The sequence below is a fragment of the Pseudomonas sp. NPDC079086 genome, assembly GCF_044542155.1.
Taxonomy (GTDB): Bacteria; Pseudomonadota; Gammaproteobacteria; order Pseudomonadales; family Pseudomonadaceae; genus Aquipseudomonas.
The window spans coordinates 28,605-50,891 of sequence record NZ_JBITTY010000005.1 but is presented as its reverse complement, the minus strand read 5'-3'; the positions used below and the strand labels follow the sequence as shown (position 1 = coordinate 50,891).

25 protein-coding genes and 1 tRNA gene are annotated in these 22,287 nt (G+C 59.3%); 23 read left to right on the top strand and 3 right to left on the bottom strand.

Annotated features, from left to right (window positions below; genetic code table 11):
* Nucleotides 1–115 precede the first annotated feature (115 nt).
* Nucleotides 116–433 carry an Arc family DNA-binding protein gene (locus ACIGEK_RS19730; RefSeq protein ID WP_090382962.1) on the bottom strand — a complete coding sequence of 106 codons (318 nt, stop codon included), beginning with the start codon at nucleotides 431–433 and terminating at the stop codon, nucleotides 116–118.
* Nucleotides 434–826: 393 nt separating this feature from the next.
* Between ACIGEK_RS19730 and phnC the strand changes: the two genes are divergently transcribed.
* The 14 genes from phnC (at nucleotide 827) to ACIGEK_RS19660 (ending at nucleotide 12,639) form a co-directional block, all read left to right on the top strand.
* Entirely contained in the window at nucleotides 827–1,663 is an 837-nt protein-coding gene (gene phnC / locus ACIGEK_RS19725; protein WP_397494952.1) for a phosphonate ABC transporter ATP-binding protein, read from the top strand.
* Between the two features lie 56 nt (nucleotides 1,664–1,719).
* Nucleotides 1,720–2,724 (top strand): phosphonate ABC transporter substrate-binding protein, encoded by a 1,005-nt coding sequence (gene phnD / locus ACIGEK_RS19720; RefSeq protein WP_397494951.1) that lies wholly within the window; start codon nucleotides 1,720–1,722, stop codon nucleotides 2,722–2,724.
* 71 nt (nucleotides 2,725–2,795) lie between these two features.
* The gene (gene phnE / locus ACIGEK_RS19715) at nucleotides 2,796–3,590 is read left to right on the top strand and encodes a phosphonate ABC transporter, permease protein PhnE (RefSeq protein WP_397494950.1); all 795 of its coding nucleotides are present in this window, start codon (nucleotides 2,796–2,798) and stop codon (nucleotides 3,588–3,590) included.
* A 36-nt stretch (nucleotides 3,591–3,626) separates the two neighbouring features.
* The gene (phnF, locus tag ACIGEK_RS19710) at nucleotides 3,627–4,331 is read left to right on the top strand and encodes a phosphonate metabolism transcriptional regulator PhnF (protein ID WP_397494949.1); all 705 of its coding nucleotides are present in this window, start codon (nucleotides 3,627–3,629) and stop codon (nucleotides 4,329–4,331) included.
* Between the two features lie 13 nt (nucleotides 4,332–4,344).
* Nucleotides 4,345–4,821, top strand: coding sequence for a phosphonate C-P lyase system protein PhnG (gene phnG, locus ACIGEK_RS19705; RefSeq protein ID WP_397494948.1), 477 nt, complete (start codon nucleotides 4,345–4,347; stop codon nucleotides 4,819–4,821).
* Entirely contained in the window at nucleotides 4,821–5,432 is a 612-nt protein-coding gene (gene phnH / locus ACIGEK_RS19700; protein ID WP_397494947.1) for a phosphonate C-P lyase system protein PhnH, read from the top strand. Before phnG ends, phnH begins: the two co-directional genes overlap by 1 nt.
* Nucleotides 5,432–6,523 carry a carbon-phosphorus lyase complex subunit PhnI gene (locus ACIGEK_RS19695; protein WP_397494946.1) on the top strand — a complete coding sequence of 364 codons (1,092 nt, stop codon included), beginning with the start codon at nucleotides 5,432–5,434 and terminating at the stop codon, nucleotides 6,521–6,523. The genes phnH and ACIGEK_RS19695 overlap by 1 nt, the downstream gene beginning before the upstream one ends.
* On the top strand, nucleotides 6,520–7,398 hold the full coding sequence (locus ACIGEK_RS19690; RefSeq protein ID WP_397494945.1) for an alpha-D-ribose 1-methylphosphonate 5-phosphate C-P-lyase PhnJ: 879 nt from the start codon (nucleotides 6,520–6,522) through the stop codon (nucleotides 7,396–7,398). Before ACIGEK_RS19695 ends, ACIGEK_RS19690 begins: the two co-directional genes overlap by 4 nt.
* Nucleotides 7,395–8,204 carry a phosphonate C-P lyase system protein PhnK gene (phnK, locus tag ACIGEK_RS19685; protein ID WP_397494944.1) on the top strand — a complete coding sequence of 270 codons (810 nt, stop codon included), beginning with the start codon at nucleotides 7,395–7,397 and terminating at the stop codon, nucleotides 8,202–8,204. The genes ACIGEK_RS19690 and phnK overlap by 4 nt, the downstream gene beginning before the upstream one ends.
* Nucleotides 8,205–8,255: 51 nt before the next feature.
* Nucleotides 8,256–8,969: a phosphonate C-P lyase system protein PhnL gene (gene phnL, locus ACIGEK_RS19680; RefSeq protein ID WP_397494943.1), complete on the top strand. Its 714-nt coding sequence runs from the start codon at nucleotides 8,256–8,258 to the stop codon at nucleotides 8,967–8,969.
* On the top strand, nucleotides 8,959–10,104 hold the full coding sequence (locus ACIGEK_RS19675) for an alpha-D-ribose 1-methylphosphonate 5-triphosphate diphosphatase (RefSeq protein ID WP_397494942.1): 1,146 nt from the start codon (nucleotides 8,959–8,961) through the stop codon (nucleotides 10,102–10,104). The genes phnL and ACIGEK_RS19675 overlap by 11 nt, the downstream gene beginning before the upstream one ends.
* On the top strand, nucleotides 10,104–10,667 hold the full coding sequence (gene phnN / locus ACIGEK_RS19670) for a phosphonate metabolism protein/1,5-bisphosphokinase (PRPP-forming) PhnN (protein WP_397494941.1): 564 nt from the start codon (nucleotides 10,104–10,106) through the stop codon (nucleotides 10,665–10,667). The genes ACIGEK_RS19675 and phnN overlap by 1 nt, the downstream gene beginning before the upstream one ends.
* Nucleotides 10,658–11,422, top strand: a complete 765-nt coding sequence (gene phnP / locus ACIGEK_RS19665) for a phosphonate metabolism protein PhnP (RefSeq protein ID WP_397494940.1) — start codon at nucleotides 10,658–10,660, stop codon at nucleotides 11,420–11,422. Before phnN ends, phnP begins: the two co-directional genes overlap by 10 nt.
* Nucleotides 11,419–12,639, top strand: a complete 1,221-nt coding sequence (locus ACIGEK_RS19660; RefSeq protein WP_397494939.1) for a nitrate/nitrite transporter — start codon at nucleotides 11,419–11,421, stop codon at nucleotides 12,637–12,639. The genes phnP and ACIGEK_RS19660 overlap by 4 nt, the downstream gene beginning before the upstream one ends.
* Nucleotides 12,640–12,744: 105 nt before the next feature.
* On the opposite strand, the gene ACIGEK_RS19655 is transcribed toward ACIGEK_RS19660, so the two are convergent.
* Nucleotides 12,745–13,212: an Lrp/AsnC family transcriptional regulator gene (locus ACIGEK_RS19655; protein ID WP_069517010.1), complete on the bottom strand. Its 468-nt coding sequence runs from the start codon at nucleotides 13,210–13,212 to the stop codon at nucleotides 12,745–12,747.
* Nucleotides 13,213–13,413: 201 nt separating this feature from the next.
* On the opposite strand from ACIGEK_RS19655, the gene ACIGEK_RS19650 reads away from it, so the two are divergent.
* Both ACIGEK_RS19650 and ACIGEK_RS19645 read left to right on the top strand, forming a co-directional pair.
* On the top strand, nucleotides 13,414–16,881 hold the full coding sequence (locus ACIGEK_RS19650) for an indolepyruvate ferredoxin oxidoreductase family protein (RefSeq protein ID WP_397494938.1): 3,468 nt from the start codon (nucleotides 13,414–13,416) through the stop codon (nucleotides 16,879–16,881).
* 79 nt (nucleotides 16,882–16,960) lie between these two features.
* Nucleotides 16,961–18,013: a Glu/Leu/Phe/Val dehydrogenase dimerization domain-containing protein gene (locus ACIGEK_RS19645; RefSeq protein WP_397494937.1), complete on the top strand. Its 1,053-nt coding sequence runs from the start codon at nucleotides 16,961–16,963 to the stop codon at nucleotides 18,011–18,013.
* 140 nt (nucleotides 18,014–18,153) lie between these two features.
* Here ACIGEK_RS19645 and ACIGEK_RS19640 read toward each other — a convergent pair whose 3' ends face one another.
* Nucleotides 18,154–18,633, bottom strand: a complete 480-nt coding sequence (locus ACIGEK_RS19640; protein WP_397494936.1) for a GNAT family N-acetyltransferase — start codon at nucleotides 18,631–18,633, stop codon at nucleotides 18,154–18,156.
* A gap of 134 nt (nucleotides 18,634–18,767) precedes the next feature.
* On the opposite strand from ACIGEK_RS19640, the gene ACIGEK_RS19635 reads away from it, so the two are divergent.
* The 7 genes from ACIGEK_RS19635 to ACIGEK_RS19605 all read left to right on the top strand — a co-directional run bounded on the left by ACIGEK_RS19635 (nucleotide 18,768) and on the right by ACIGEK_RS19605 (nucleotide 22,085).
* Nucleotides 18,768–18,842 (top strand) — tRNA-Arg (locus tag ACIGEK_RS19635).
* A 575-nt stretch (nucleotides 18,843–19,417) separates the two neighbouring features.
* Nucleotides 19,418–19,726: a chorismate mutase gene (locus ACIGEK_RS19630; protein ID WP_397494935.1), complete on the top strand. Its 309-nt coding sequence runs from the start codon at nucleotides 19,418–19,420 to the stop codon at nucleotides 19,724–19,726.
* A gap of 75 nt (nucleotides 19,727–19,801) precedes the next feature.
* Complete coding sequence (locus ACIGEK_RS19625; RefSeq protein WP_397494934.1) at nucleotides 19,802–20,221, top strand: hypothetical protein; 420 nt, start codon at nucleotides 19,802–19,804, stop codon at nucleotides 20,219–20,221.
* An 86-nt stretch (nucleotides 20,222–20,307) separates the two neighbouring features.
* Complete coding sequence (locus ACIGEK_RS19620) at nucleotides 20,308–20,661, top strand: hypothetical protein (protein WP_397494933.1); 354 nt, start codon at nucleotides 20,308–20,310, stop codon at nucleotides 20,659–20,661.
* Between the two features lie 79 nt (nucleotides 20,662–20,740).
* A complete protein-coding gene (locus ACIGEK_RS19615) occupies nucleotides 20,741–21,163 on the top strand; it encodes a hypothetical protein (RefSeq protein WP_397494932.1) in 423 nt (140 codons plus the stop codon).
* Nucleotides 21,164–21,240: 77 nt separating this feature from the next.
* A complete protein-coding gene (locus ACIGEK_RS19610; protein WP_397494931.1) occupies nucleotides 21,241–21,555 on the top strand; it encodes a hypothetical protein in 315 nt (104 codons plus the stop codon).
* Between the two features lie 89 nt (nucleotides 21,556–21,644).
* The gene (locus ACIGEK_RS19605) at nucleotides 21,645–22,085 is read left to right on the top strand and encodes a hypothetical protein (RefSeq protein WP_397494930.1); all 441 of its coding nucleotides are present in this window, start codon (nucleotides 21,645–21,647) and stop codon (nucleotides 22,083–22,085) included.
* Nucleotides 22,086–22,287: the final 202 nt, after the last annotated feature.

Here is a 22,287-nt window from a genome sequence, read left to right as displayed (position 1 = left end):
CATCTCTGGCGGCAACCTTTCAGGCGGTTGCAGTGCAACGTTAAAAATGGCTCCTGGCCATTTTTATTGGCAGCAAAAAAACCGGCCTAGGCCGGTTTTTCATTGTGCAGCGCAATCAGGCTTCTTCTGCGGCCATCTCGGCGTCGTGAGCAATCAATGCCACTAGGGCATTTTGCTGACGGCGCGACAGCTGGCGAAAGCGTTGCAGCAGCTCACGCTCGTGCAAGGACAGATCTGGGCTGTCCAGGCGCATATTGAGGTCATCACCCAGAGCGCTTTCCTGGAGCATGCTTTGCTCAAGGCGAGCAATGATCTCCGAGTTCATGCTGCGGTGATGGTTACGTGCGACATCCGCAATACGTTCGCGCATGCCATCAGGCAGACGAACTACGAATTTGTCAGCGGTGCGGCTGGAATAGAGTGCTGGTTTCATAGGGCGCGTACATTAAACCGGTTAGTTCAGGAAAGCGATACTGGCAATGGGCTATAGGATTGTCACCGGTTTGACCGCCTTTAGCACTAACCGTTCAGCCAGAAAGCCGCTTAGATCATGTGTGACTCTATAGTCGCTGGGTCGATAAATTGACGCCAATCGTGTGTCGCATTTTGCGATGGGTAAAGGCGTTATGCCAGCACCAGTCATCAGAAATGCGCCGTACTGTGCAAAAAGCAAGGGAAACCGGCTGCGCGTAGGAAAAACTTCAAGCAATGGTCACGTAAGTGTCACGGCCCATTAATCGGTCTGACACAGGATTTGCCTACCTTGGTCTACACCAGAAGGCGGCTTCACGCCGCGGTGTAACCGCTAATAAAAAGGAGGCATTCCATGAGCGCAGTGATCCGGGTTGAGAGCCTGAACAAAACGTTCGGCCGCAAGCAGGCGCTGTTTGATCTGGCGCTGTCCGTAGAACCCGGTGAAATGGTGGCGTTGATCGGAGCCTCCGGTTCCGGTAAATCGACCTTGTTGCGTCATGTGGCGGGCCTGGCCTGCTGCGACCGCAGCGGCGGTGGCAGCATTCAGGTGCTGGGCCGTGAAGTACAGGCTGCAGGACGACTGAATAGTGAAGTGCGTCGTCTGCGCGCCGATATCGGTTACATCTTTCAGCAGTTCAACCTGGTTGGCCGCCTCAGCGTATTGCAGAACGTACTGCTCGGTTGCCTGGGGCGCATCCCGCGCTGGCGTGGCACCTTCGGTCTGTTCAGTGCCGAAGAAAAACAGCAGGCGCTGCAGGCTCTGGCCCGTGTTGGTTTGGCTGATCTGGCGCAGCAGCGCGCCTCGACCTTGTCAGGCGGCCAGCAGCAACGTGTGGCGATTGCCCGTGCCCTGTGTCAGCGCGCCAAGGTGATTCTTGCCGACGAGCCGATTGCCTCGCTGGACCCCGAATCGGCGCGCAAGGTCATGCAAATTCTGGCCGACATCAATCGCGAAGATGGCACCACCGTGGTGGTCACCCTGCATCAGGTTGACTACACCATGCGCTATTGCCAGCGCGCCGTGGCGTTGAAAGCGGGGCGGATTCATTACGACGGCGCCGCCGCTGAGCTGCATCCCAACTTCCTTAACGATCTTTACGGGGCCGAGCTCATAGCTGAGCCGCAAACCGCCGAGAGACCGCGCCCTGCGCGCAAGCCGAAAGTCCCGCTGGCTCTGGCCAAGGCCTGAGCCGCTTGCCTGTTATGCCAACCCCTGTATGTCCATCTGCACTAGGAGTGCTTTGCATGTTCAAACGTATCAGTCGCGTTCTCGCCGCGTCCACGCTGCTAGCCGGCTCGGTTCTGGGCGCTGCCCAGGCCGCTGAGCAGGAAATCAACTTCGGCATTATCTCCACCGAGTCTTCGCAGAATCTGAAAACCATGTGGGACCCCTTCCTGGCGGACATGAGCCAGCAGACCGGCCTGAAGATCAAAGCCTTCTTCGCCCCTGACTACGCCGGGATCATCCAGGGCATGCGTTTCGACAAGGTCGACATGGCCTGGTACGGCAACAAGGCTGCGATGGAAGCTGTGGATCGTGCCGGTGGGCAGGTTTTCGCCCAGACCGTCGCGGCTAACGGCACTCAGGGCTATTACAGCCTGATGGTTGCGCACAAGGACAGTCCGATCAACTCGATCGAAGACATGCTGAAAAACGCCAAGACCCTGACCTTCGCCAACGGCGACCCGAACTCCACCTCGGGTTATCTGGTACCGGGCTACTACGTGTTTGCGCAGAACAACGCTGATGCCAACAAGATCTTCAAACGCGCCCTTAACGGTAGCCATGAAGTCAACGCGCTGTCGGTGGCCAACAAGCAGGTCGATGTCGGCACCTTCAACAGCGAAGGCATGGAGCGCCTGCAAGTGACTGCGCCGGACAAGGCCGCACAACTGAAAGTGATCTGGACTTCGCCGCTGATCCCGTCTGACCCGATGGTATGGCGCAAGAATCTGGATGACGCCACCAAGAACAAGCTGCGCGAGTTCTTTATGACTTACGGCGACAAACCGGCTGAGTTGAAAGTGCTTGAAGGGCTGCAGTGGGCCAAGTTCAAGGCATCGGATGACGACCAGCTGCTGCCGATCCGCCAGCTGGAACTGTTCAAGAAGCGCACCGAAGTCGCTAACAACGAAAAGCTTAACGCTGCCGACAAGCAGGCTCAGCTCAAAGAGCTGGATGCCGAGCTGGCCAAACTGGAAAAGCGTCTGGCTGAAATCGCCCAGAAGAGCCCGGCAAGCGCTGGTTAATTGCACGTGCCGCCAGCGACTCGCCCAGTGGGCGGGTCGCTCTGTTCTGCCGCTTGATTCGAGATGTTGTTATGACCACTTTGACCACCGCACCCACGCCTGACCTGATCGCCAAGCGTTCCTGGCTGCAGCTGATCGGCTGGGGGCTGTTCTTCGTTGTGCTGGCCTGGTCCTGGCAAGGCGCGGAGATGAATCCGCTGGCGCTGATCCGCGACTCCAGCAACATGGCGACTTTTGCCGCGGACTTCTTTCCGCCCGATTTCAGCAACTGGGAGCTGTACCTCAAGGAGATGGTCGTCACCGTGCAGATCGCTCTCTGGGGCACGGTGCTGGCGATTGTTCTGGCTATCCCGCTGGGTATTCTCTGTTCGGAAAACATCGTGCCGTGGTGGGTTTACCAGCCGATCCGCCGGGTGATGGACGCCTGCCGTTCGATCAACGAAATGGTCTTCGCCATGCTCTTCGTGGTGGCGGTTGGCCTGGGGCCGTTCGCCGGTGTGTTGGCGCTGTTTATCGGCACTACCGGGGTGCTGGCCAAACTGTTTGCCGAGGCGGTCGAGGCCATCGATCCGGGCCCGGTTGAAGGCGTGCGTGCCACCGGTGCCAGCGCCTTGCAGGAAGTGATTTACGGGGTGATCCCGCAAGTACTGCCGCTGTGGATTTCCTACTCGCTGTATCGCTTCGAGTCCAACGTGCGTTCAGCCACCGTGGTCGGCATGGTCGGTGCCGGCGGTATCGGGGTGATTCTCTGGGAGGCTATTCGCGGCTTTCAGTTCGCCCAGACTTGCGCCTTGCTGCTGGTAATCATCCTGGTGGTAAGCCTGCTCGACATCATCTCGCAGCGTCTGCGCAAGCAATTTATCTGACGGAGATCGGGCATCTGCGGATGCCCTTTATTAGCCATGCACTTGTCTAGACAACCTGAGCCGCTGTACCGCGAACTGGCCGCCGTGCTGCGCGATGAGCTGCAGCGCATGAGCCCCGGTGATTACCTGCCGGCCGAGGTGCAGTTGGCAGCGCGCTTTGCGGTCAACCGCCACACCTTGCGCCGCGCGGTGGATGAATTGGTGTTGGAAGGCCGCCTGCTGCGTCAGCAGGGCAAGGGCACGCGGGTGTTGGCCAAGCCGCTGATCTACCCGATGCAGGCCGGCAGCGCTTACAGCGCTTCGCTCTCGGCGCTCGGTCACAAGGTTGAGGCGCAACTGCTGGAAAGTCGTCTGCGCCCGGCCGGTTGTGAAGAACGCGAATATTTGCAGCTGCCGAGTGGTGCGCAGCTACTGGAGCTGAGCACCTTGCGTCTGATTGAGGGCCAGCCAGTCAGCCTGATTCGTCACGCCTTCAGCACCGAACACTGCGAGTTGCTCGCCGACTATCAAGGCGGCTCGCTGCGTCAGTACCTCAGTCAGCGCGGCTTGCCGCTGACTCGCACCTTCAGCCTTATCGGTGCGCGCCTACCCAGCCGTGACGAGGCCTCACGTCTGTTGATGCCACGCCACGCGCCGCTACTCAGCGTGCAAACCCTTTCCCGCGATCTGGCCGGGCGGCCGGTGGAGCTGTCGTTATCGACCAGCCGTGCCGACCGCTTCCAATACCAGCTCGCCCTTTGATGGAGGCTTGTTGATGAACCGCGAAATACCGCAAAGCAACTTGCTGCACAGCGACCCGCACATCGCCACCCGCCAACGCTGGATGGGCGTACTCGCCCGCGCCGGCGGCCAACTGGCGGCCTATGAGTCAGCGTTGAAGGAGGCTGAATACCGCCTGATTCGCGCCCCGGAAATCGGCATGACCCTGGTGCGCGGGCGCATGGGCGGCACTGGGAGCCCGTTCAACCTTGGTGAAATGAGCGTGACCCGTTGTGTAGTGCGCCTGGCCGATGGCTGCACCGGTTACAGCTACGTGGCTGGCCGCGACAAGCAGCACGCCGAACTAGCGGCTCTGGCCGATGCGCATTTGCAGGGGGCCGAGCAGGCTCACTGGCAGAGCCGGTTGATCGAACCCCTGGCCGCTGCACAGCGCGCCCAACAGGCGGCCAAGGCCGCTGAAACCGCCACCACCCAGGTGGAATTTTTCACCCTGGTCAGAGGAGAAGACTGATGAACGCGGCGAATAGCTCGCAATGGCTGCAACCGGCCTTCAACGACCCGGTATTGGATGCGCAGACCAGCTTCCGCAGCGCCCTCAAGGCCCTGGCCGAGCCAGGCCTGGTGCAACCGCTGAACCGCGCCCTGGCCCTGGAAAACCTGCACCCGGCGACGTACGCCCTGTGCCTGGCGTTTCTCGATGGTGATACGCCGCTGTGGCTGGCACCGCGTTTCGACACTCCGGCGATTCGCGCCAACCTGGCCTTTCACTGCGGCTGCCCGATTGTCGCCGAGCGCGAACTGGCACTGTTTGCCCTGCTTGATGACCGCGAACTGACAGACCTGTCGGCCTTCGACAATGGCAGCGAGCGCTACCCGGATCAGTCCTGCACCTTGCTGATTCAACTGGATGCGCTGAGCGGCGGTACACCGTTGCGCTGGCGTGGCCCTGGCATCAGGGACGTGCGCAGCGTCGAGTTGCCGCTGCCGGCGCTGTTCTGGCAACAGCGCCAGGCACGCAGCGCCTTTCCCCGTGGCCTGGATGCCTTCTTCGCTGCCGACGAGCAGGTCATCGGCCTGCCGCGTAGCACTCACGTGCTGGTCAATGCAGAGGAGGCTGCCTAATGTACGTCGCCGTCAAAGGTGGCGAACGCGCCATCGATAATGCCCATTTGCTGCTGGCGAAAAAGCGCCGTGGCGATACCAGCATTCCTGAACTCAGCGTTGAACAGGTTCGTGAGCAGATGCCCCTGGCCGTGGCTCGGGTGATGAGCGAAGGCTCGCTGTACGACCCGCAGTTGGCTGCGCTGGCGATCAAGCAGGCGGCTGGCGATTTGCTGGAAGCGATCTTCCTGTTGCGCGCCTACCGCACCACGCTGCCGCGCTTCGGTGCCAGTGCTGCGCTGGAGACTACGCAGATGCAGCTGACTCGGCGCATCTCGGCGACCTTCAAGGATCTGCCCGGCGGCCAGCTGCTCGGCCCGACTTTCGACTATAGCCATCGCCTGCTGGATTTCGCCCTGCTGGCCGACGGCGAACAGCCGGGACCGCAGGTCGATCCGCAGGCTGAACTGTCGCCGTGCCCACGGGTGCTGGATTTTCTCGCCGACGAAGGCCTGATGGCCCGCGAGGCGGATGACGGCGCCGCCGTGCCGGATATCACCCGCGAGCCGCTGGATTTTCCCGCCAGCCGTGCTCAGCGCCTGCAGGCCCTGGCCCGTGGTGATGAAGGCTTCCTATTGGCCCTGGGTTATTCCACCCAGCGCGGCTACGGGCGCAATCACCCCTTTGCCGGGGAGATTCGCATCGGCGACGTTGAGGTCTGGCTGGAGCCGGAAGAACTCGGTTTCGCCGTACCGCTTGGCGATATCGAAGTGACCGAGTGCGAGATGGTCAACCAGTTCGTCGGTGAGAGTGCCGAGCAGGCGCAGTTCACCCGTGGTTACGGCCTGGCCTTCGGTTATGCCGAGCGCAAGGCCATGGGCATGGCCCTGGTTGACCGTTCGTTGCGCGCCGCCGAGTACGCAGAAGAGGTGGAAGGCCCGGCGCAGCAGGAAGAATTTGTGCTGATGCACTGCGACAACGTCGAGGCCGCCGGCTTCGTCTCGCACCTGAAATTGCCGCACTACGTCGACTTCCAATCCGAGCTGGAGCTGATCCGCAAATTGCGCAAGCAGACGTGCGAGCAGCCAGCCGCCGAGGAGCAACGCGCATGAATGCCCAGGCCCAAACGCAGTATGCAACTGAGGTTGGCTATAACTTTGCCTACCTCGACGAACAGACCAAACGCATGATCCGCCGTGGCCTGCTCAAGGCCGTGGCCATCCCCGGTTACCAGGTGCCGTTCGGTGGTCGCGAGATGCCGCTGCCCTATGGCTGGGGCACCGGCGGTATGCAGCTGACCGCAGCGATTCTCGGTGCTGAGGATGTGCTCAAGGTGATCGACCAAGGCGCGGACGACACCACCAATGCAGTATCGATCCGGCGCTTTTTCGCCCGCACGGCCGGGGTCAAAACCACCACCCGTACACCAGAAGCAACGGTGATTCAGACTCGCCACCGCATCCCGGAAACGCCGCTGAGCAATGATCAGATCATGGTCTATCAGGTGCCGATTCCTGAGCCGCTGCGTTTTATCGAACCGTCGGAAACCGAGACCCGCACCATGCACGCGCTGGAGGATTACGGCGTGATGCACGTGAAGCTGTACGAGGACATCGCCACCTTCGGCCATATCGCCACCAGCTACGCCTACCCGGTGACGGTTGATGAACGCTACGTGATGGACCCCTCGCCGATCCCCAAATTCGACAACCCCAAGCTGCATATGAGCCCGGCGCTGATGCTGTTCGGTGCGGGTCGCGAGAAGCGCCTGTATGCCGTGCCGCCGTATACCCGGGTGGTGAGCCTGGACTTCGCAGATCACCCGTTCGAGATCCAGCGCTGGGAAGAGTGCTGCGCCTTTTGTGGCAGTCACGATTCCTACCTGGACGAGCTGATCGTCGACGACGCCGGCAGCAAACGCTTTGTCTGTTCCGACACCGATTACTGCATGCAACGCCGTGACCTTGAAGAGGAGAGCGCGCAATGAGTGCTGCCGAGAAGTTGCACCTGCACAACGACACGGCGCAGCCGCTGTTCAGCGTGCGTGACCTGACTCGCTTATACGGCCCGGAAAAGGGTTGCCAGGGCGTGTCGTTCGATCTGTATCCGGGCGAGGTGCTGGGCATCGTTGGCGAGTCCGGCTCGGGCAAGTCGACCCTGCTCAGCCTGCTGTCCGGGCGCTGTCCGCCGGATCGCGGTGCAGTCAGCTATCGCGATACAGCCGGTAACTGGCTCGACCTGTACAGCGCCAGCGAAGCGCAGCGGCGCACGCTGCTACGCACCGAGTGGGGCTTTGTCGAGCAAAACCCGCGTGACGGCCTGCGCATGGGCGTGTCGGCCGGCGCCAATATCGGCGAACGGTTGATGGCCCAGGGCGTGCGCCATTACGGCAAATTGCGCGCGGCCGGTATCGACTGGCTGAGCCAGGTGGAGATCGACCCGCTGCGTATCGACGACCTGCCGCGCACCTTCTCTGGCGGCATGCAACAGCGCTTGCAGATCGCCCGCAACCTGGTTTCCAGCCCACGGCTGATCTTTATGGACGAGCCGACTGGCGGCCTCGATGTGTCGGTACAGGCGCGCCTGCTCGACCTGTTGCGCGGCCTGGTGCGTGAGCTGGACCTGGCGGTGGTGATCGTCACCCACGACCTGGCGGTGGCGCGCTTACTGGCCGACCGGCTGATGGTGATGCGCCGCTCCCATGTGGTCGAGGCCGGTCTCACCGATCAGATTCTCGATGATCCGCAGCATCCCTATTCGCAGTTGCTGGTGTCGTCTGTCCTGCAGCCCTGACGTGTGTGCAGCCCGGATTGCATGGGGCTGCCGGTCAATATGAGGTCAATCATGAATACGCTTATCGAGGTCTCCGGCCTCAGCAAGACCTTCACCCTGCATCAGCAGCACGGCGTGGTGCTGAATGTATTAAGTGGGCTGCATTTCAGTGTGCGTGCCGGCGAGTGCCTGGTGCTGCACGGCCAATCCGGGGCGGGCAAGTCGACCTTGCTGCGCACCCTGTACGGCAACTACCTAGCCGCTGGCGGCAGTATTCGCATACTGCACAACGGCGCCTGGGTTGATCTGGTCGGTGCTGAACCACGCCAGGTACTGGCCGTGCGTCGGCAGACCCTGGGCTATGTCAGCCAGTTTCTGCGGGTAATTCCCCGCGTTGCGACACTGGATGTGGTGATGGAACCGGCGCTGGCCCGTGGTTGGAGCAAGGCGGATGCCGAAGCGCGGGCCAAGAGCCTGCTTAGTCGTCTGAATATCCCCCAGGCTCTTTGGCAGCTGGCTCCCGGTACCTTTTCTGGCGGCGAGCAGCAGCGGGTGAATATCGCCCGCGGTTTTATGGTCGCCTGGCCGCTGATGTTGCTGGATGAACCCACCGCCTCGCTGGACGACGCCAACCGCCAGGTGGTGTTGGAACTGATCGATGAGGCCAAGGCCGCCGGTAGCGCACTGATTGGCATCTTCCACGACCGCGCTGCCCGTGAAGCTGTTGCCGACCGCTTTCTTGATATGAGCGCTGCGGCGCAGCAGGAGTATGTATATGCCGGTTGAACAGATTCTTACCAACGCGCGGATCGTCACCGCCGAGCAGGAGTTCGTCGGTACCCTGGTGCTGCGTGACGGCCTGATTGCCCAGGTGGAAGAGGGCGTCAGCGGTTTGCCCCAGGCGCAGAACCTTGGCGGTGATTACCTGCTGCCCGGCCTGGTCGAGCTGCACACCGATAACCTGGAGAAGTACATGAGCCCGCGCCCTGGCGTGGATTGGCCGTCGGCTTCGGCGGTGCTGACCCATGATGCGCAGATTGCTTCGGCGGGCATCACCACGGTGTTCGATGCCTTGGCCATCGGCGACGTAAACCCGCGCGGCAAACGCATGCAACAACTGCCGGCGATGCTCGAAGCGATTGCCGAAGCCGCAGCGGCCGGACATTTGCGCGCCGATCACCGTCTGCACCTGCGCTGCGAGCTGTGTCACCCGGATACCCTGGCGGTGTTCCGCGATCTGGTCGAGCACCCACTGGTACAGCTGGTGTCGGTGATGGACCACTCGCCGGGCCAGCGCCAGTTCGCCAGGGAAGACAAATACCGCGAGTACTACATGGGCAAGTACCACCTCAGTGAAACGGAGATGGACGACTTCGTCCGCGAGCAGCAGGCCAATTCCATCGAGTTCAGCGACCGTCATCGCCGGGCGATTGTCGCGGACTGCCACGCCCGTGGTCTGTCCCTGGCCAGCCATGACGACGCGACCCTGGCTCATGTGCAGGAATCGGCCGGTTTCGACATGTCCATCGCCGAGTTCCCCACCACCCTGGAGGCCGCCAAGGCCAGCCACGAGCTGGGCCTGAAGGTGCTGATGGGCGCGCCGAATATCGTGCGTGGTGGTTCCCACTCGGGCAACATCGCCGCCGCCGAGCTGGCCCAGCATGGCGTGCTGGATATCCTCTCCAGCGACTACTACCCGGCCAGCCTGTTGCAGGCCGCTTTACTGCTGGCCGGTCAGGATAACGGCTATGATCTGCCGCGAGCGATTGCCACCGTCAGCCGCGTGCCGGCACAGTCGGCAGGGCTGGATGATCGCGGCGAAATCCGTGTCGGCCTGCGCGCCGACCTGGTGCATGCGCAGGTGCATTCGGGCCAGGCGGTGATCCAGCAAGTCTGGCGACAAGCGAAAAGGGTGTTCTGATGACTGGCCGGTTGATCTATCTGATGGGGCCTTCGGGTTCGGGCAAGGACAGCCTGTTGAATGCTGCGCGTGAGCGTTTGGCCGAACGCGGTTGCGTGATTGCCCGCCGGGTCATCACCCGCTCGGCGGAAGCGGTGGGCGAGGACGCCATCGGCGTCTCATCTGCCGAGTTCGACCAGCAGGAAGCAGCCGGCGGTTTTGCCCTGAGCTGGCGCGCCAATGGCCTGGCCTATGGCATCCCACGGCAGATTGACGACTGGCTGGCGACAGGACAGGACGTACTGGTCAACGGCTCGCGGGCCTACTTGCCACAGGCCCGACAGCGCTATCCCGATCTGCTTGGCGTGTTGCTTACGGTCGAGCCGGCGGTGTTGCGTGAACGCTTGCTCAGGCGTGGTCGGGAAAGCACTGAGCAGATTGAGCAGCGGCTGGCGCGTAATGCCCAGTTTGACGCCGCTAGCGCCGAGCGTGATGGCCTGCATCTGCTGGACAACTCGGCGTCGATTGAGCGGGCAGGGGACAACCTGCTGGCACTGATCGGAGCCAGCCGCACATGCGCCTGACCCTGCTCGGTACGGGTGATGCGCGGCAGGTACCGGTATACAACTGCTGCTGCGCGGCTTGCGCCAGCGCGCGGGCGAATCCTGCGCGGCGTCGCGGGCCGTGTTGCGCCGTGATCGAATGCGGTACGCAGCGCTGGTTGATCGACTCGGGCCTGACCGATCTGTGCGAGCGCTTCCCGCCCCATAGCCTGAGCGGCATTCTGCAAACCCATTACCACGCCGACCACGCTCAGGGCTTGCTTCACCTGCGCTGGGGGCAGGGGCTGATTATTCCGGTACATGGCCCGGATGACCCGGAAGGCCTGGCCGACCTGTACAAGCACCCCGGTATTCTCGATTTCAGCCAGCCGTTTGCTGCTTTCGAGCGGCGGCAATTGGCTGAGTTAAGCGTGACGGCGCTGCCGCTCAATCACTCCAAACCGACCTTTGGCTATCTCTTGGAAGGCCCTGCGGTAAACGGAGAACGGCGACGTATTGCCTATCTCACCGATACCCTCGGCGTGCCGGACGCCAGTGCCGAGGTACTGCGCCAGCAGCCGCTGGACCTGCTGGTGCTGGATTGCTCCACGGCACCGCAACCCATCGCCCCGCGTAACCACAACGACCTGACCCGCGCCCTGGAGGTGGTGGAGCAGTTGCAGCCCAGGGAAACCGTATTGACTCATATTGGCCACAGCTTTGACGCCTGGCTGCTGGAACACCCCGATGCTTTGCCTGCGGGGGTTAGCCTGGCCTGCGATGGGCGAGTGCTATGAACGCCCGCCGCATCATCCTGCTGCTATGCGGCGCGGAAACCCTGGGCATGGCCGGCTTTGCCCTGTTTGCCGCTTTGCTACCGGACTTTCAGGCGCTGTGGGGGCTCTCCAATACTCAAGCTGGCTGGATTGGTGGCGGCTTCTTTCTCGGCTATATGGTCGCGGTGCCGATCCTTACCGGGCTGACCGACAAATACGATGCGCGGCTGATCTATCTGGCGGCGATGCTGCTGACTGCCGTGGCCAATGCCGGCTTTGTGTTTGCCGATGGCTTCTGGTCAGCGCTGGCCTGGCGGGTGCTGGCGGGCGTTGGCCTGGCCGGCACCTATATGCCGGGGCTCAAGGCGCTGTCCGAACGTATCGAGGGGCCAGCGCAGTCGCGTGCGGTGGCGTTCTATACCGCGAGCTTCGGCTTGGGCACTGCGCTGTCGTTTATCCTCGCCGGCGAGCTGGCCAAGTTCGGCGGCTGGCAGTTGCCGACGCTGCTCAGTGGCGTTTGCGCCTTGCTGGCCTGGGCCATGGTCTATTGGGGCTTGCAGCCGAAGGCCGTGGTGCAACATGCGCCGCGCAAGCTGCTGGATCTGGCCCCGCTGAAAAGCCGCGCGGTGGCGGCTTACTGCCTGGCGTATGCGGTGCATAACCTTGAGCTGTTTGCCCTGCGCGCCTGGATAGTGGCCTTTGTGGTGTTTTCCGGGCAATTGCAGGGCCATGATTCCTGGCTGTCCGGCACCTGGGTGGCGATGCTGGTAACCCTGATCGGCATGCCGGCGAGCATCTTCGGCAACGAGCTGGCGCTGCGTTTCGGTCGGCAGCGCTGGCTGATCACCGTGATGCTCAGTTCGGCCGTGCTGGCGCTGTTTATCGGCCTGAGTGCCGCCTTGCCGTTCTGGCTGATGCTGCTACTGGTGCTGCTCTACAGCATCACCGTCACCGCCGATTCGTCATCGCTGACGGCTGGTTTGATCGCCGTGGCACCGGCCAGCCACCGCGGCACGGCCATGGCGCTGTATTCCTGCACCGGCTTTAGCGGCGCCTTTCTCGGTCCGCTGCTATTCGGCATTAGCCTGGACTTACTGGGCGACAAGAGTTTGCTCGGCTGGTGGGCCGCGTTTGCCCTGATGGGCCTGCTACTGCTGCTCGGCCCGCTGGCATTGTGGTGGGCGGGCAAAGCACAGCCGGAAAGCGCCCTTGTGCAGCCGCGTGCGGAGGCTGTGTAGATTGGGTGTGTGGGAGGGCTTTAGCCGCGACAAGCTGTAGCCTTTAAAAGCTGTCGCGGCTAAAGCGGAGCGCCGCCCGGCCCCTCCACAATGTTCAAGCCATTTTCAATCCAGCGGCAACTCGGTGGTGCGTTTGACCTCACTCATGGCGATATGCGAGTGGGCTTCGTGCACATGCGGGCGTTGCAGCAGGTGGTCGCGCAGAAAGCGCTCGTAGCTGGCGATGTCCTTGGCCACCACCTTGAGCAGGTAGTCCGAGCCGCCGGCCATGGTGAAGCACTCAAGTACCTCGGGGTACCCGACCACCGCCTGCTCGAATTCTTCCAGGTTGCTGCGCCCGTGCGCCGACAGTTTGATATCGACAAACACGGTGATGCTGAAGCCCAGTTGCTTGTGGCTGAGCAGGGCAACCTTGCGCTCGATAATGCCGTCTTCCTGCATGCGGTGAATACGCCGCCAGCAGGGCGATTGTGACAACTCCACCTTCTCGGCGATCTCGGCGGCGGAGAGGTCGGCGTTATGTTGCAGCAGGCGAAGAATCTTGCGGTCGATGGGGCTGAGCTTTTCTTGCATGACTTCTTCCGGTTTTTTGTTCTTGTTGGATTAATCATGCGCAGTATCTGTAAAACGGCCAGAAAAAAGAAATAAAAAAGCAGCGCGCTCCGTTCATATTCTTGGTCATGCGCCTTGTGTGGTGATCCCGCACTAGGCTTAACAAGGGTGGCATTAACCGTTGCCAACCCAGCTCTCGATAAAAATAACAGGAGCACCACCATGTCTCTGGCCGAGATCCGCCTGGATGACAAGTACCGCCTTGCTACCGGTCACCTCTACCTGACCGGCACCCAGGCGCTGACCCGCCTGCCCATGCTGCAGAAGCAACGCGACGCAGCTCATGGCCTGAATACCGCGTGCTTTATTTCCGGCTACCGGGGCTCGCCGCTGGGCAACCTCGACAAGAGCCTGTGGGATGCCAAGCAGTACCTCAAAGAAAATCACATCCACTTCCAGCCGGGCGTCAACGAAGAGTTGGCCGCCACCGCCGTGTGGGGCAGCCAGCAGACCAGCCTGTTCCCCGGCGCGCGTTATGACGGTGTGTTTGCCATGTGGTATGGCAAGGGCCCAGGCGTGGACCGCTGCGGTGATGTGTTCAAACACGGCAACTCGGCCGGAGTTTCCGAGCATGGCGGCGTGCTACTGCTGGCCGGCGACGACCATGGCTGTAAGTCATCGAGTATCGCCAACCAGAGTGAGCATGCGTTTATCGCCGCTTCGATTCCGGTGCTCAACCCGGCCAACGTTCAGGAAATTCTCGATTACGGCATCATCGGCTGGGAGCTCTCGCGCTACAGCGGTTGCTGGGTGGCGCTGAAGACCATCGCAGAAAATGTCGATTCCTCGGCCGTGGTGGATGTCGACCCGCTACGCATGCAAGTGAAAGCCCCCGAGGATTTTCAACTGCCAGAAGACGGTGTGTATATCCGCTGGCCGGACCCGCCCCTGGCCCAGGAAGCGCGCCTCAATACCTATAAAATCTACGCCGCCCGCGCCTTCGCGCTGGCCAACAACCTCAACCAGATCAAGCTCGATTCGCCTAACCCGCGCCTGGGCATTATCACCACCGGCAAGTCCTATCTGGATGTGCGCCAAGCCCTGGATGATCTCGGCCTGGATGACGCCTTGTGCGCCCAAGTGGGTTTGCGCGTATTCAAGGTTGGTATGAGCTGGCCGCTGGAGCCGGTGTCGGTGCATGAGTTCGCCGAGGGCCTGGACGAGATTCTGGTGGTCGAGGAAAAGCGCGGCATTATTGAAGACCAGCTTACTGGTCAGCTCTACAACTGGCCCGTGGGCAAGCGCCCGGTAGTGGTCGGTGAGTTCGACGAGGCCGGCCATTCGTTGCTGCCGAACCTTTCCGAACTGACCCCGGCGATGATCGCCCGTGCCATCGCCAAGCGCCTCGCACCGATCTACAGCAGCACTCAGATCGAAGAACGTCTGGCCTTTCTCGCGGCCAAGGAAGCTTCCCTGGCTGCACCGAAGCACACCACCGTACGCACCCCGCATTTCTGCTCGGGTTGCCCGCACAACACCTCGACCAAACTGCCAGAAGGCAGTCGCGCCCAAGGCGGTATTGGTTGCCACTACATGACTCAGTGGATGGACCGCAACACCGACACCTTCACTCAGATGGGCGGTGAGGGCGCGACCTGGATTGGTCAGGCGCCGTTTACCGACACCGCGCATATCTTCCAGAACCTCGGTGACGGCACCTACTTCCACTCCGGCCATCTGGCTGTCCGCGCTGCCGTGGCTGCTGGGGTGAATATCACCTACAAAATTCTTTATAACGACGCGGTGGCTATGACCGGTGGCCAGCCGATTGACGGTGAGCTAAGGGTCGATCAACTCAGCCAGCAGGTATTTTTCGAGGGCGTTAAGCGCATTGCTCTGGTGACCGATGAACCGGAGAAATACCCGGATCGCAGCACCTTCGCGCCTATCGTTACTTTCCATCATCGCCGCGATCTGGATGCGGTGCAGCGTGAGCTGCGCGAGTTCAAGGGTTGCTCGGTGATCATCTATGACCAGACCTGCGCCACCGAGAAGCGCCGCCGGCGCAAGCGCGGCAAGCTGGTTGATCCGCAGAAACGCGCCTTTATCAACTCAGCGGTGTGCGAGGGTTGTGGTGATTGCAGCGTCAAATCCAACTGCCTGTCGGTGCTGCCGTTGGAAACCGAAGTAGGGCGCAAGCGCGAGATCGACCAGAACTCCTGCAACAAGGATTTCAGCTGCGTTGAAGGCTTCTGCCCAAGTTTCGTCACCGTGCACGGCGGCAACCTGCGCAAACCTGAAGCGGTAGGTTTGAGTGCGCTGTTTATTGCCTTGCCAGAGCCACGTCAGCCGACACTGGAGCGGCCTTGGAATATCCTCCTGCCCGGCGTTGGCGGCAGCGGTGTAACCACCGTCGGCGCATTGCTCGGCATGGCTGCGCATATCGAAGGCAAGGGCTGCAGCGTGCTCGATCAGGCTGGCCTGGCGCAGAAGTTCGGCCCGGTGATCACCCATATCCGCATCGCCGCCAAGCAGGACGATATCTTTGCTGTGCGTATCGCCGCTGGGGAAACTGACCTGCTGCTGGGCTGTGATCTGGTGGTGTCTGCCAGTGAAGAAGCCTTGGCCAAGCTAAATGACAAGATCGCCCATGCGGTAGTCAACAGTCATGAAGCGGCCACCGCCGAGTTCACCCGTAACCCCGATGCCCAGGTGCCCGGCGCGGCCATGCGTGAAGCGCTGATCGAAGCCGTGGGGGCGAGCAAGACTCACTTTGTCGACGCCAGCCGCCTGGCCACACGCCTGCTCGGCGACAGCATCGCCACCAATATGTTTATGCTCGGTTTTGCTTACCAGAAGGGCCTGGTGCCGGTATCTGCTGATGCCATCAACAAAGCCATCGAGCTTAATGGCGTGGCTGTGCCGCTCAATCAGCAGGCTTTCCTCTGGGGCCGTCGTGCGGCCCATGATGCGGCCGCTGTGGAGCGTCTGGCCAAGCCTGAGATGGTCGAGGCACCACATTGCCAGACCCTGGACGAAATCGTTGCTGACCGCATGGTGCGTCTGACTGCTTACCAGAACGCCGCCTACGCCGAGCGCTACCGCGAGCAGGTGGCGCGCGTGCAGCAGGTCGACAAGAGCGCCGACCAAGCCCTGAGCAAGGCCGTGGCGCGTTACTACTTCAAACTGCTGGCCTACAAGGACGAGTACGAAGTGGCGCGGCTCTACAGCGACGGCAGTTTTATCCGTCAGCTGGAGGCGCAGTTCAGCGGCGACTACCGCCTGGAGTTCCATCTGGCACCGTCCTGGCTGAGCAAACCGGACGCCAGCACCGGCGAGCCGCGTAAGCGTCAGTTCGGCGCCTGGATGCTCACGGCCTTCGGCGTGCTGGCCAAGTTCAAGTTCTTGCGCGGCACACCGCTGGACCTGTTCGGCTACAGCGCTGAACGCAAGCTGGAGCTGCAGCTAATCGACGACTACGAGCAGGATCTGGACTACCTGCTCAAGGAACTCAACGCAGACAACTACCGCACCGCGCTGGCCCTGGCTGAGTTGCCGGAGCAGATCCGCGGCTATGGCCACGTCAAGGAACGCAGCCTGACGAAGGTGCGCGAGCAAAGCTGCCAGCTCAAGGCGCGCATGGTCGTCAGCGAGATTGCTGCGGTGCAGTTGTTCGAACCGGCTGCGTAGCGCCAACCGATACTCATAACGTTCACCTTCTCCCTAATAGGGAGAGGGCGACCTCTTACAACAAAAAAACGAGGCACCTATGTCCGTGTTTTCCCATATCGATTTCGACCACCACGAACAGGTGGTCTACGGCCACGACAAGGCCAGCGGCCTGCTGGCGATTATCGCTATTCACAACAGCAACCTCGGCCCGGCGCTCGGCGGTTGCCGCATGTGGCCCTACGCCAATGACGATGAAGCGCTGCGCGATGTGCTGCGCCTGTCGCGCGGCATGACCTACAAGTCGGCCCTGGCCAACCTGCCCCTGGGTGGCGGCAAAGCGGTGATCATCGGCGACCCGCATACCGGCAAGAGCGCGGCGCTGTTCCAAGCCATGGGCGATTTTGTCGACAGCCTAGGCGGCCGCTATATCACCGCCGCCGATTCCGGCACCGGCGTTGCGGAAATGCAGATCATGGCCGAGCGCACCCGCCACGTATCCGGCGCCGAGCTGCGCGAAGCCTTTTCCGGCGGCACGCGCAATGGCGACCCATCACCGTCCACCGCTTATGGCGTATTCATCGGCATCCAGACTGCGGTAAAGCATCGCCTGGGCCGTGATGATTTGCGTGGCCTCAAAGTCGCGATTCAAGGGGTAGGGCAGGTGGGCTTCGATCTGGCGCGTCAGCTGAAAGCTGCTGGGGCCGAGCTGTGGGTGACCGATATTGTCGAGGCCAATGTGCGGCGTGCGGTCGAGCAACTGGGCGCAACCGCTGTAACCCAGCAGGCAATTTTCGGCCTGGATGTCGATGTGTTCGCGCCGTGCGCCATGGGCGCAATCATCAACCAACAAACCCTGGAGGCCCTGCGCGCGCCAATTATCGCCGGGGGCGCCAACAATCAGCTGGCCGATCCCAGCCTGGCGGAAACCCTGCGTCGTAACGAGTGCCTCTATGCGCCGGACTACGCGATCAATGCCGGCGGCATTATCGATGTTTACTACGGTCGTAGTGGCGGCAGTGCTGCGCAGCTGAAAGCGCATATCGAAGGTATCGGTGCGACGCTGGAGCAGATCTTTCAGCGCGCAGATGCAACGAGCAAAACCACCGTAGAAATCGCCGATCAGTTGGCCGAAGAACGGTTCGGTCGTTAAAACGCCTGACTGTGTCCGCCCTACTGGCACGTTTTACAAAACCTGTAGGAGCGGGCTTGCCCGCGATGTTTTTCCGGTTACCTCGGTTCGCGGGCATGGAGTGGGCGTCCCCCGCTCCTGCAAAAGCCTTCGACAGCTTCTTAGTCCAGCATCAACGCCAAGCTAATCCCATGCGGCTTAAACCCCAGGTTGGCATAAAACGCATGGGCGGCCTCACGGCTCTGGCTGCTGGACAGTGCCACCTTGTAACAACCCCAGGCGCGCGCGCGTTCGATGGCTTTGCCCATCAGCGCCTGGCCAATCCCCAGGCCGCGTGCCTCAGTATCTACCACCACATCTTCAAGAATCGCCGAGCGGGCAAAATTGTGCGCCAAGTGCTCGATCAGGTTGACCGTGCAAGTGCCAAGCAACTTACCTTCACGCTCGGCTACCAGCACCACCCGGCTGACCGGTAGCTCACTCAAGCGCAAGGCCAGTAACTTGGCGTCGGCGCGCGGCTCTTCGGGCGCCAGTTGTTGCAGCAACGCGGCGAGGGCAGCGGCATCGTTGATGCTGGCCGCGCGCAGATGAAAGTCGGCAAAGGGCGAGTCCGGCAGATGATGCGAGGCAGCGGGGCGCATGGCGATCTCCTCTCCTTATGACAACCGGTTGGCAGTCAGTTGGCAGTATGGCGCCGAGATGATGGCAGCGGCATGACAAACGCCTGCGGTCTCGCTAAGATGCCGCCCGCTGGTGGCCCGTCTACCCAGTCTCGGTTCCCATAGTTCAATGGATAGAATAAGCCCCTCCTAAGGGCTAGATACTGGTTCGAATCCAGTTGGGAACGCCATCTACTGCAGCCCGTCAGGGTGTTATCAAATACTCGGCGGTGCGCTCGCGCTACTTAGCGCTTACGTCGTTTATCACTGGATTGTCTCGTTCAGCCAAATGCTGCTTTTACTTTGGCCTACGCGCGCCGCTTTAACCCAGAAAGCAAAAGTCCCGAAACTGGTTGGTTTCAAGGTTTTAGGTTCGTCAATTTGGAGCGGGGGATGGGAATCGAACCCTCTGTTTCTGTCTGCGTTATCCCGCAAAGCCTTGCTATTCCTGGGCTATAGCTGGCTCACACCTGCTTTGATCCGCTTTTCTTCGCTGTGATTTCGACACTTTTTCGACACGATCGCTAGACAGCCTTGAGGCCGATCAGTAGCGTCTAGCCATCACCGCACCTTGGCTTAACTAGACCGTGGGCCATCCATGTCGCTTTTTCGCCTACCTGAGTCGCGTTTCTCATTTGTGCATCTTTGCAAATCAAGGGATTACAGTATGACAAAGGACGTTATCAGACACTTCAAGGTGTGTTATGTGACAGCAATGTCGTCTAATTATAGTTAGGGTCAGAGCAAAAATAGGAGTACGACGCACATGGATGTCAGGTGTAACTCACTAAACGAAGTCCGCGAAAACATCGACAACATAGATCGCGAAATCGTGGCATTACTCGCAACACGCGGTAATTTTGTCACCCAAGCAGCATCATTCAAAAAGACAACAAGCGAAGTAAAAGCTCCCAACCGGGTAGAGCAAGTCATTTCAAAAGTCACAGTACTTGCACAAGAGCAAGGAGCTAACCCTGCGGTAGTAGAAAGCGTCTATCGCGCGATGATCTCGGCCTTTATTGAGGCAGAGCTTAAAGAGCACTCGCGGCTTAACGAAAATCGTGGGGAACCCTAACAAGTGGTTCAAGTCGTTCGCTTCGCTCACTCGGGACGGGCTAAAGCCCGCCCCTTAACCAAACGTTAGGCAAATATGGATATCGAAGAAATCTACAATTTTCTTGAAAAAAGCCAGGGAGTAAGCAGGACCAACCTTTCTCCTAAAGCTGATCTATGCCGCGACCTAGGCATAGATGGAGATGATTTCTTTGAGTTGGCTGAAGATTTTGCGTCAACATACAATGTTGCCATGAATACTTACTATTGGTATTTCCATCACAACGAAGAAGGTTTTAATATCGGAGCTCTATTTTCACCAGCACCGTACCAGCAAGTAAAGCGCATACCAGTAACCCCTGAAACATTACTCCTTGCGGCCACAGAAAAAACATGGCCTATAGTTTATCCAACCCACAAAATCAGCAAAAAACGCACCGACATTTTGATAAATCAACTTATCGTAACCGCATTATTATGCTTTGTTGCCATATGCCTACTAATAGAATTCGCCTAACAAGTGGTTCAAATCGCTCGCTTCGCTCACTGGGACGGGCTAAAGCCCGCCCCTTAACCAAACGTTATGCACCTCAGGAGTGGCACATGAAAAATCTCGCAATTACGAAATTTAGTTGCACTGCTGAGTATTCCACAAGCGAAATTGAGGAAGATGTACCTGGCGAAAAAATTGAACGCTTGCGTGAAGAGATAACTGCATTATTCTCAAAATACGGCCTCGAATATCAGTACGGCGAAACGTATTTCCTGAACAAGCCAAAATACTCAATTTGCAACTGCGAAAAATGCGGGCATTACATGGTTGATCGATCATCTAATCCAGCAGGGCTTGACCTAAATGACGATGTTCAAATCATAATCTTCGACGGTGCATTACTAAACGGCAAATTGCTTTGCGAAGAGTGCTTGCCATTAGGGCATCGGTGGTCAGTCGCATAACAAGTGGTTCAAATCGTTCGCTCCGCTCACTGGGACGGGCTAAAGCCCGCCCCTTAACCAAACGTTAGGTGCCTTCGGCATGAGTCCAGATATCCACGATGCAGTTCACGAGATAGTTCTGGAAATCGTCAACGCATCTGAAATTGAAGACAAACAGACGCAGTGGTCTGCTTATCAGCGGCTCCAAGCTATCTGTGAAAGCAATGAAAAATCAGAAAGCAACCATCCCTTCCAATGGGAAACTTTAGGTGATTTCACAAATGACAAAAGACTGGCGCTAGGCTTCTATGAAAAGGCATTGGGCTATGCCGTTACAGGTTCGCTTGATGGATATATCGCGTCAATATGCCTGGCAATTACCGAAATTCACATTAGCTTGGGCAACACCACTAGCGCTAAAGATTTTGCTGCACAAGCCAACGATGCAGCATTAAGAACAGATGATTTAGAACTTAGAAAAAGCATTAGTGAAGTATTACTTCAGCTATCGAACGGCACCTAACAACTGGTTCAAACCGTTCGCTTTTCTCACTGGGACTGGCTAAAGCCAGCCCCTTAGATTAATTGTTAGGCTTTACCATGAAAGTAATCTCCGTAAGCAATAGTAAAAGTAACAAGCTGACTTATGGTAAAACATATGAAGTCATTGGCATCGAAGCTAATAGTTTTAGAATCGTAAATGACCTTAATGATCCATGTCTTTATGAGCCATCAGACTTCGAGATTTCAGATCCAACGGAGCCATTATTTTGGATTTCTTCTCTAGGAGAAGATGGTGAGCGCTATGCCTACCCTATCTCTTGGAGTTCTCCGGGTTTCTTTGAAGACTTCCATGATCATATAGCAGGTGTTGTTAAACAGTTCTGGCAAGAATATAGACAGTTGTATGGCTAAACGCCTAACAAGAGGTTCAAACTGTTCGTTGCGCTCACTGGGACGGGCTAAAAAACAGTCCCTTCACCAAACGTTAGGAACGTTATTCCATGAGCATTCGACAACACAAGCTTGCGTGGCGCTGGACGGACAGTCGATACGCTGTGCTGCCTGACGACGTGCTCAATGCATTGCTACCGGTAGATGAAGTTGAGGCCGAGCTACTTCATGAGCGTGCGCTGTCTTTTCTTGGTATAGACTCGCTCAGCCGAGATTTCAGCGTGAGTACTACAAGCACCGAACATCTTGCTGGTGGTGCTGGTCTCAACTGGTTAGTGAATGAACAACCGCTGTCTGAAACAGAGGTTGTTCTTTCCTGGGGGCCAACAGTCGCACTCAAAACTTCCTGGGCGCTGTTTGTAGGGTATTGGCAGGAGTTCTGCTATCCAGCCTCTGATGATCTGGTCGTCTTTCCTCCCGCTGGAAACTGGGTTCTTCTTTATCACCACGAAGAAGAGTTTCACTTCGGCAATCGGAAAATCGATACCTAACCCCTCCATCGGAGGGCTGCTACGGCTAATCGCACTTGAGTCCATGTGCTCGGGCATACCAGCGCCTAGTCACTTCCTGGGTGATCGCTATCCCGCGTTGGGTTGGCTCAAGTTTCTGTTGGCTTCGTCGTAGTCAGGACTTGTTTGGCCTATCTCCGGCGCTACTTGCCCGCTCGCAATCCAGAAAGCGTATTGAGGGAAC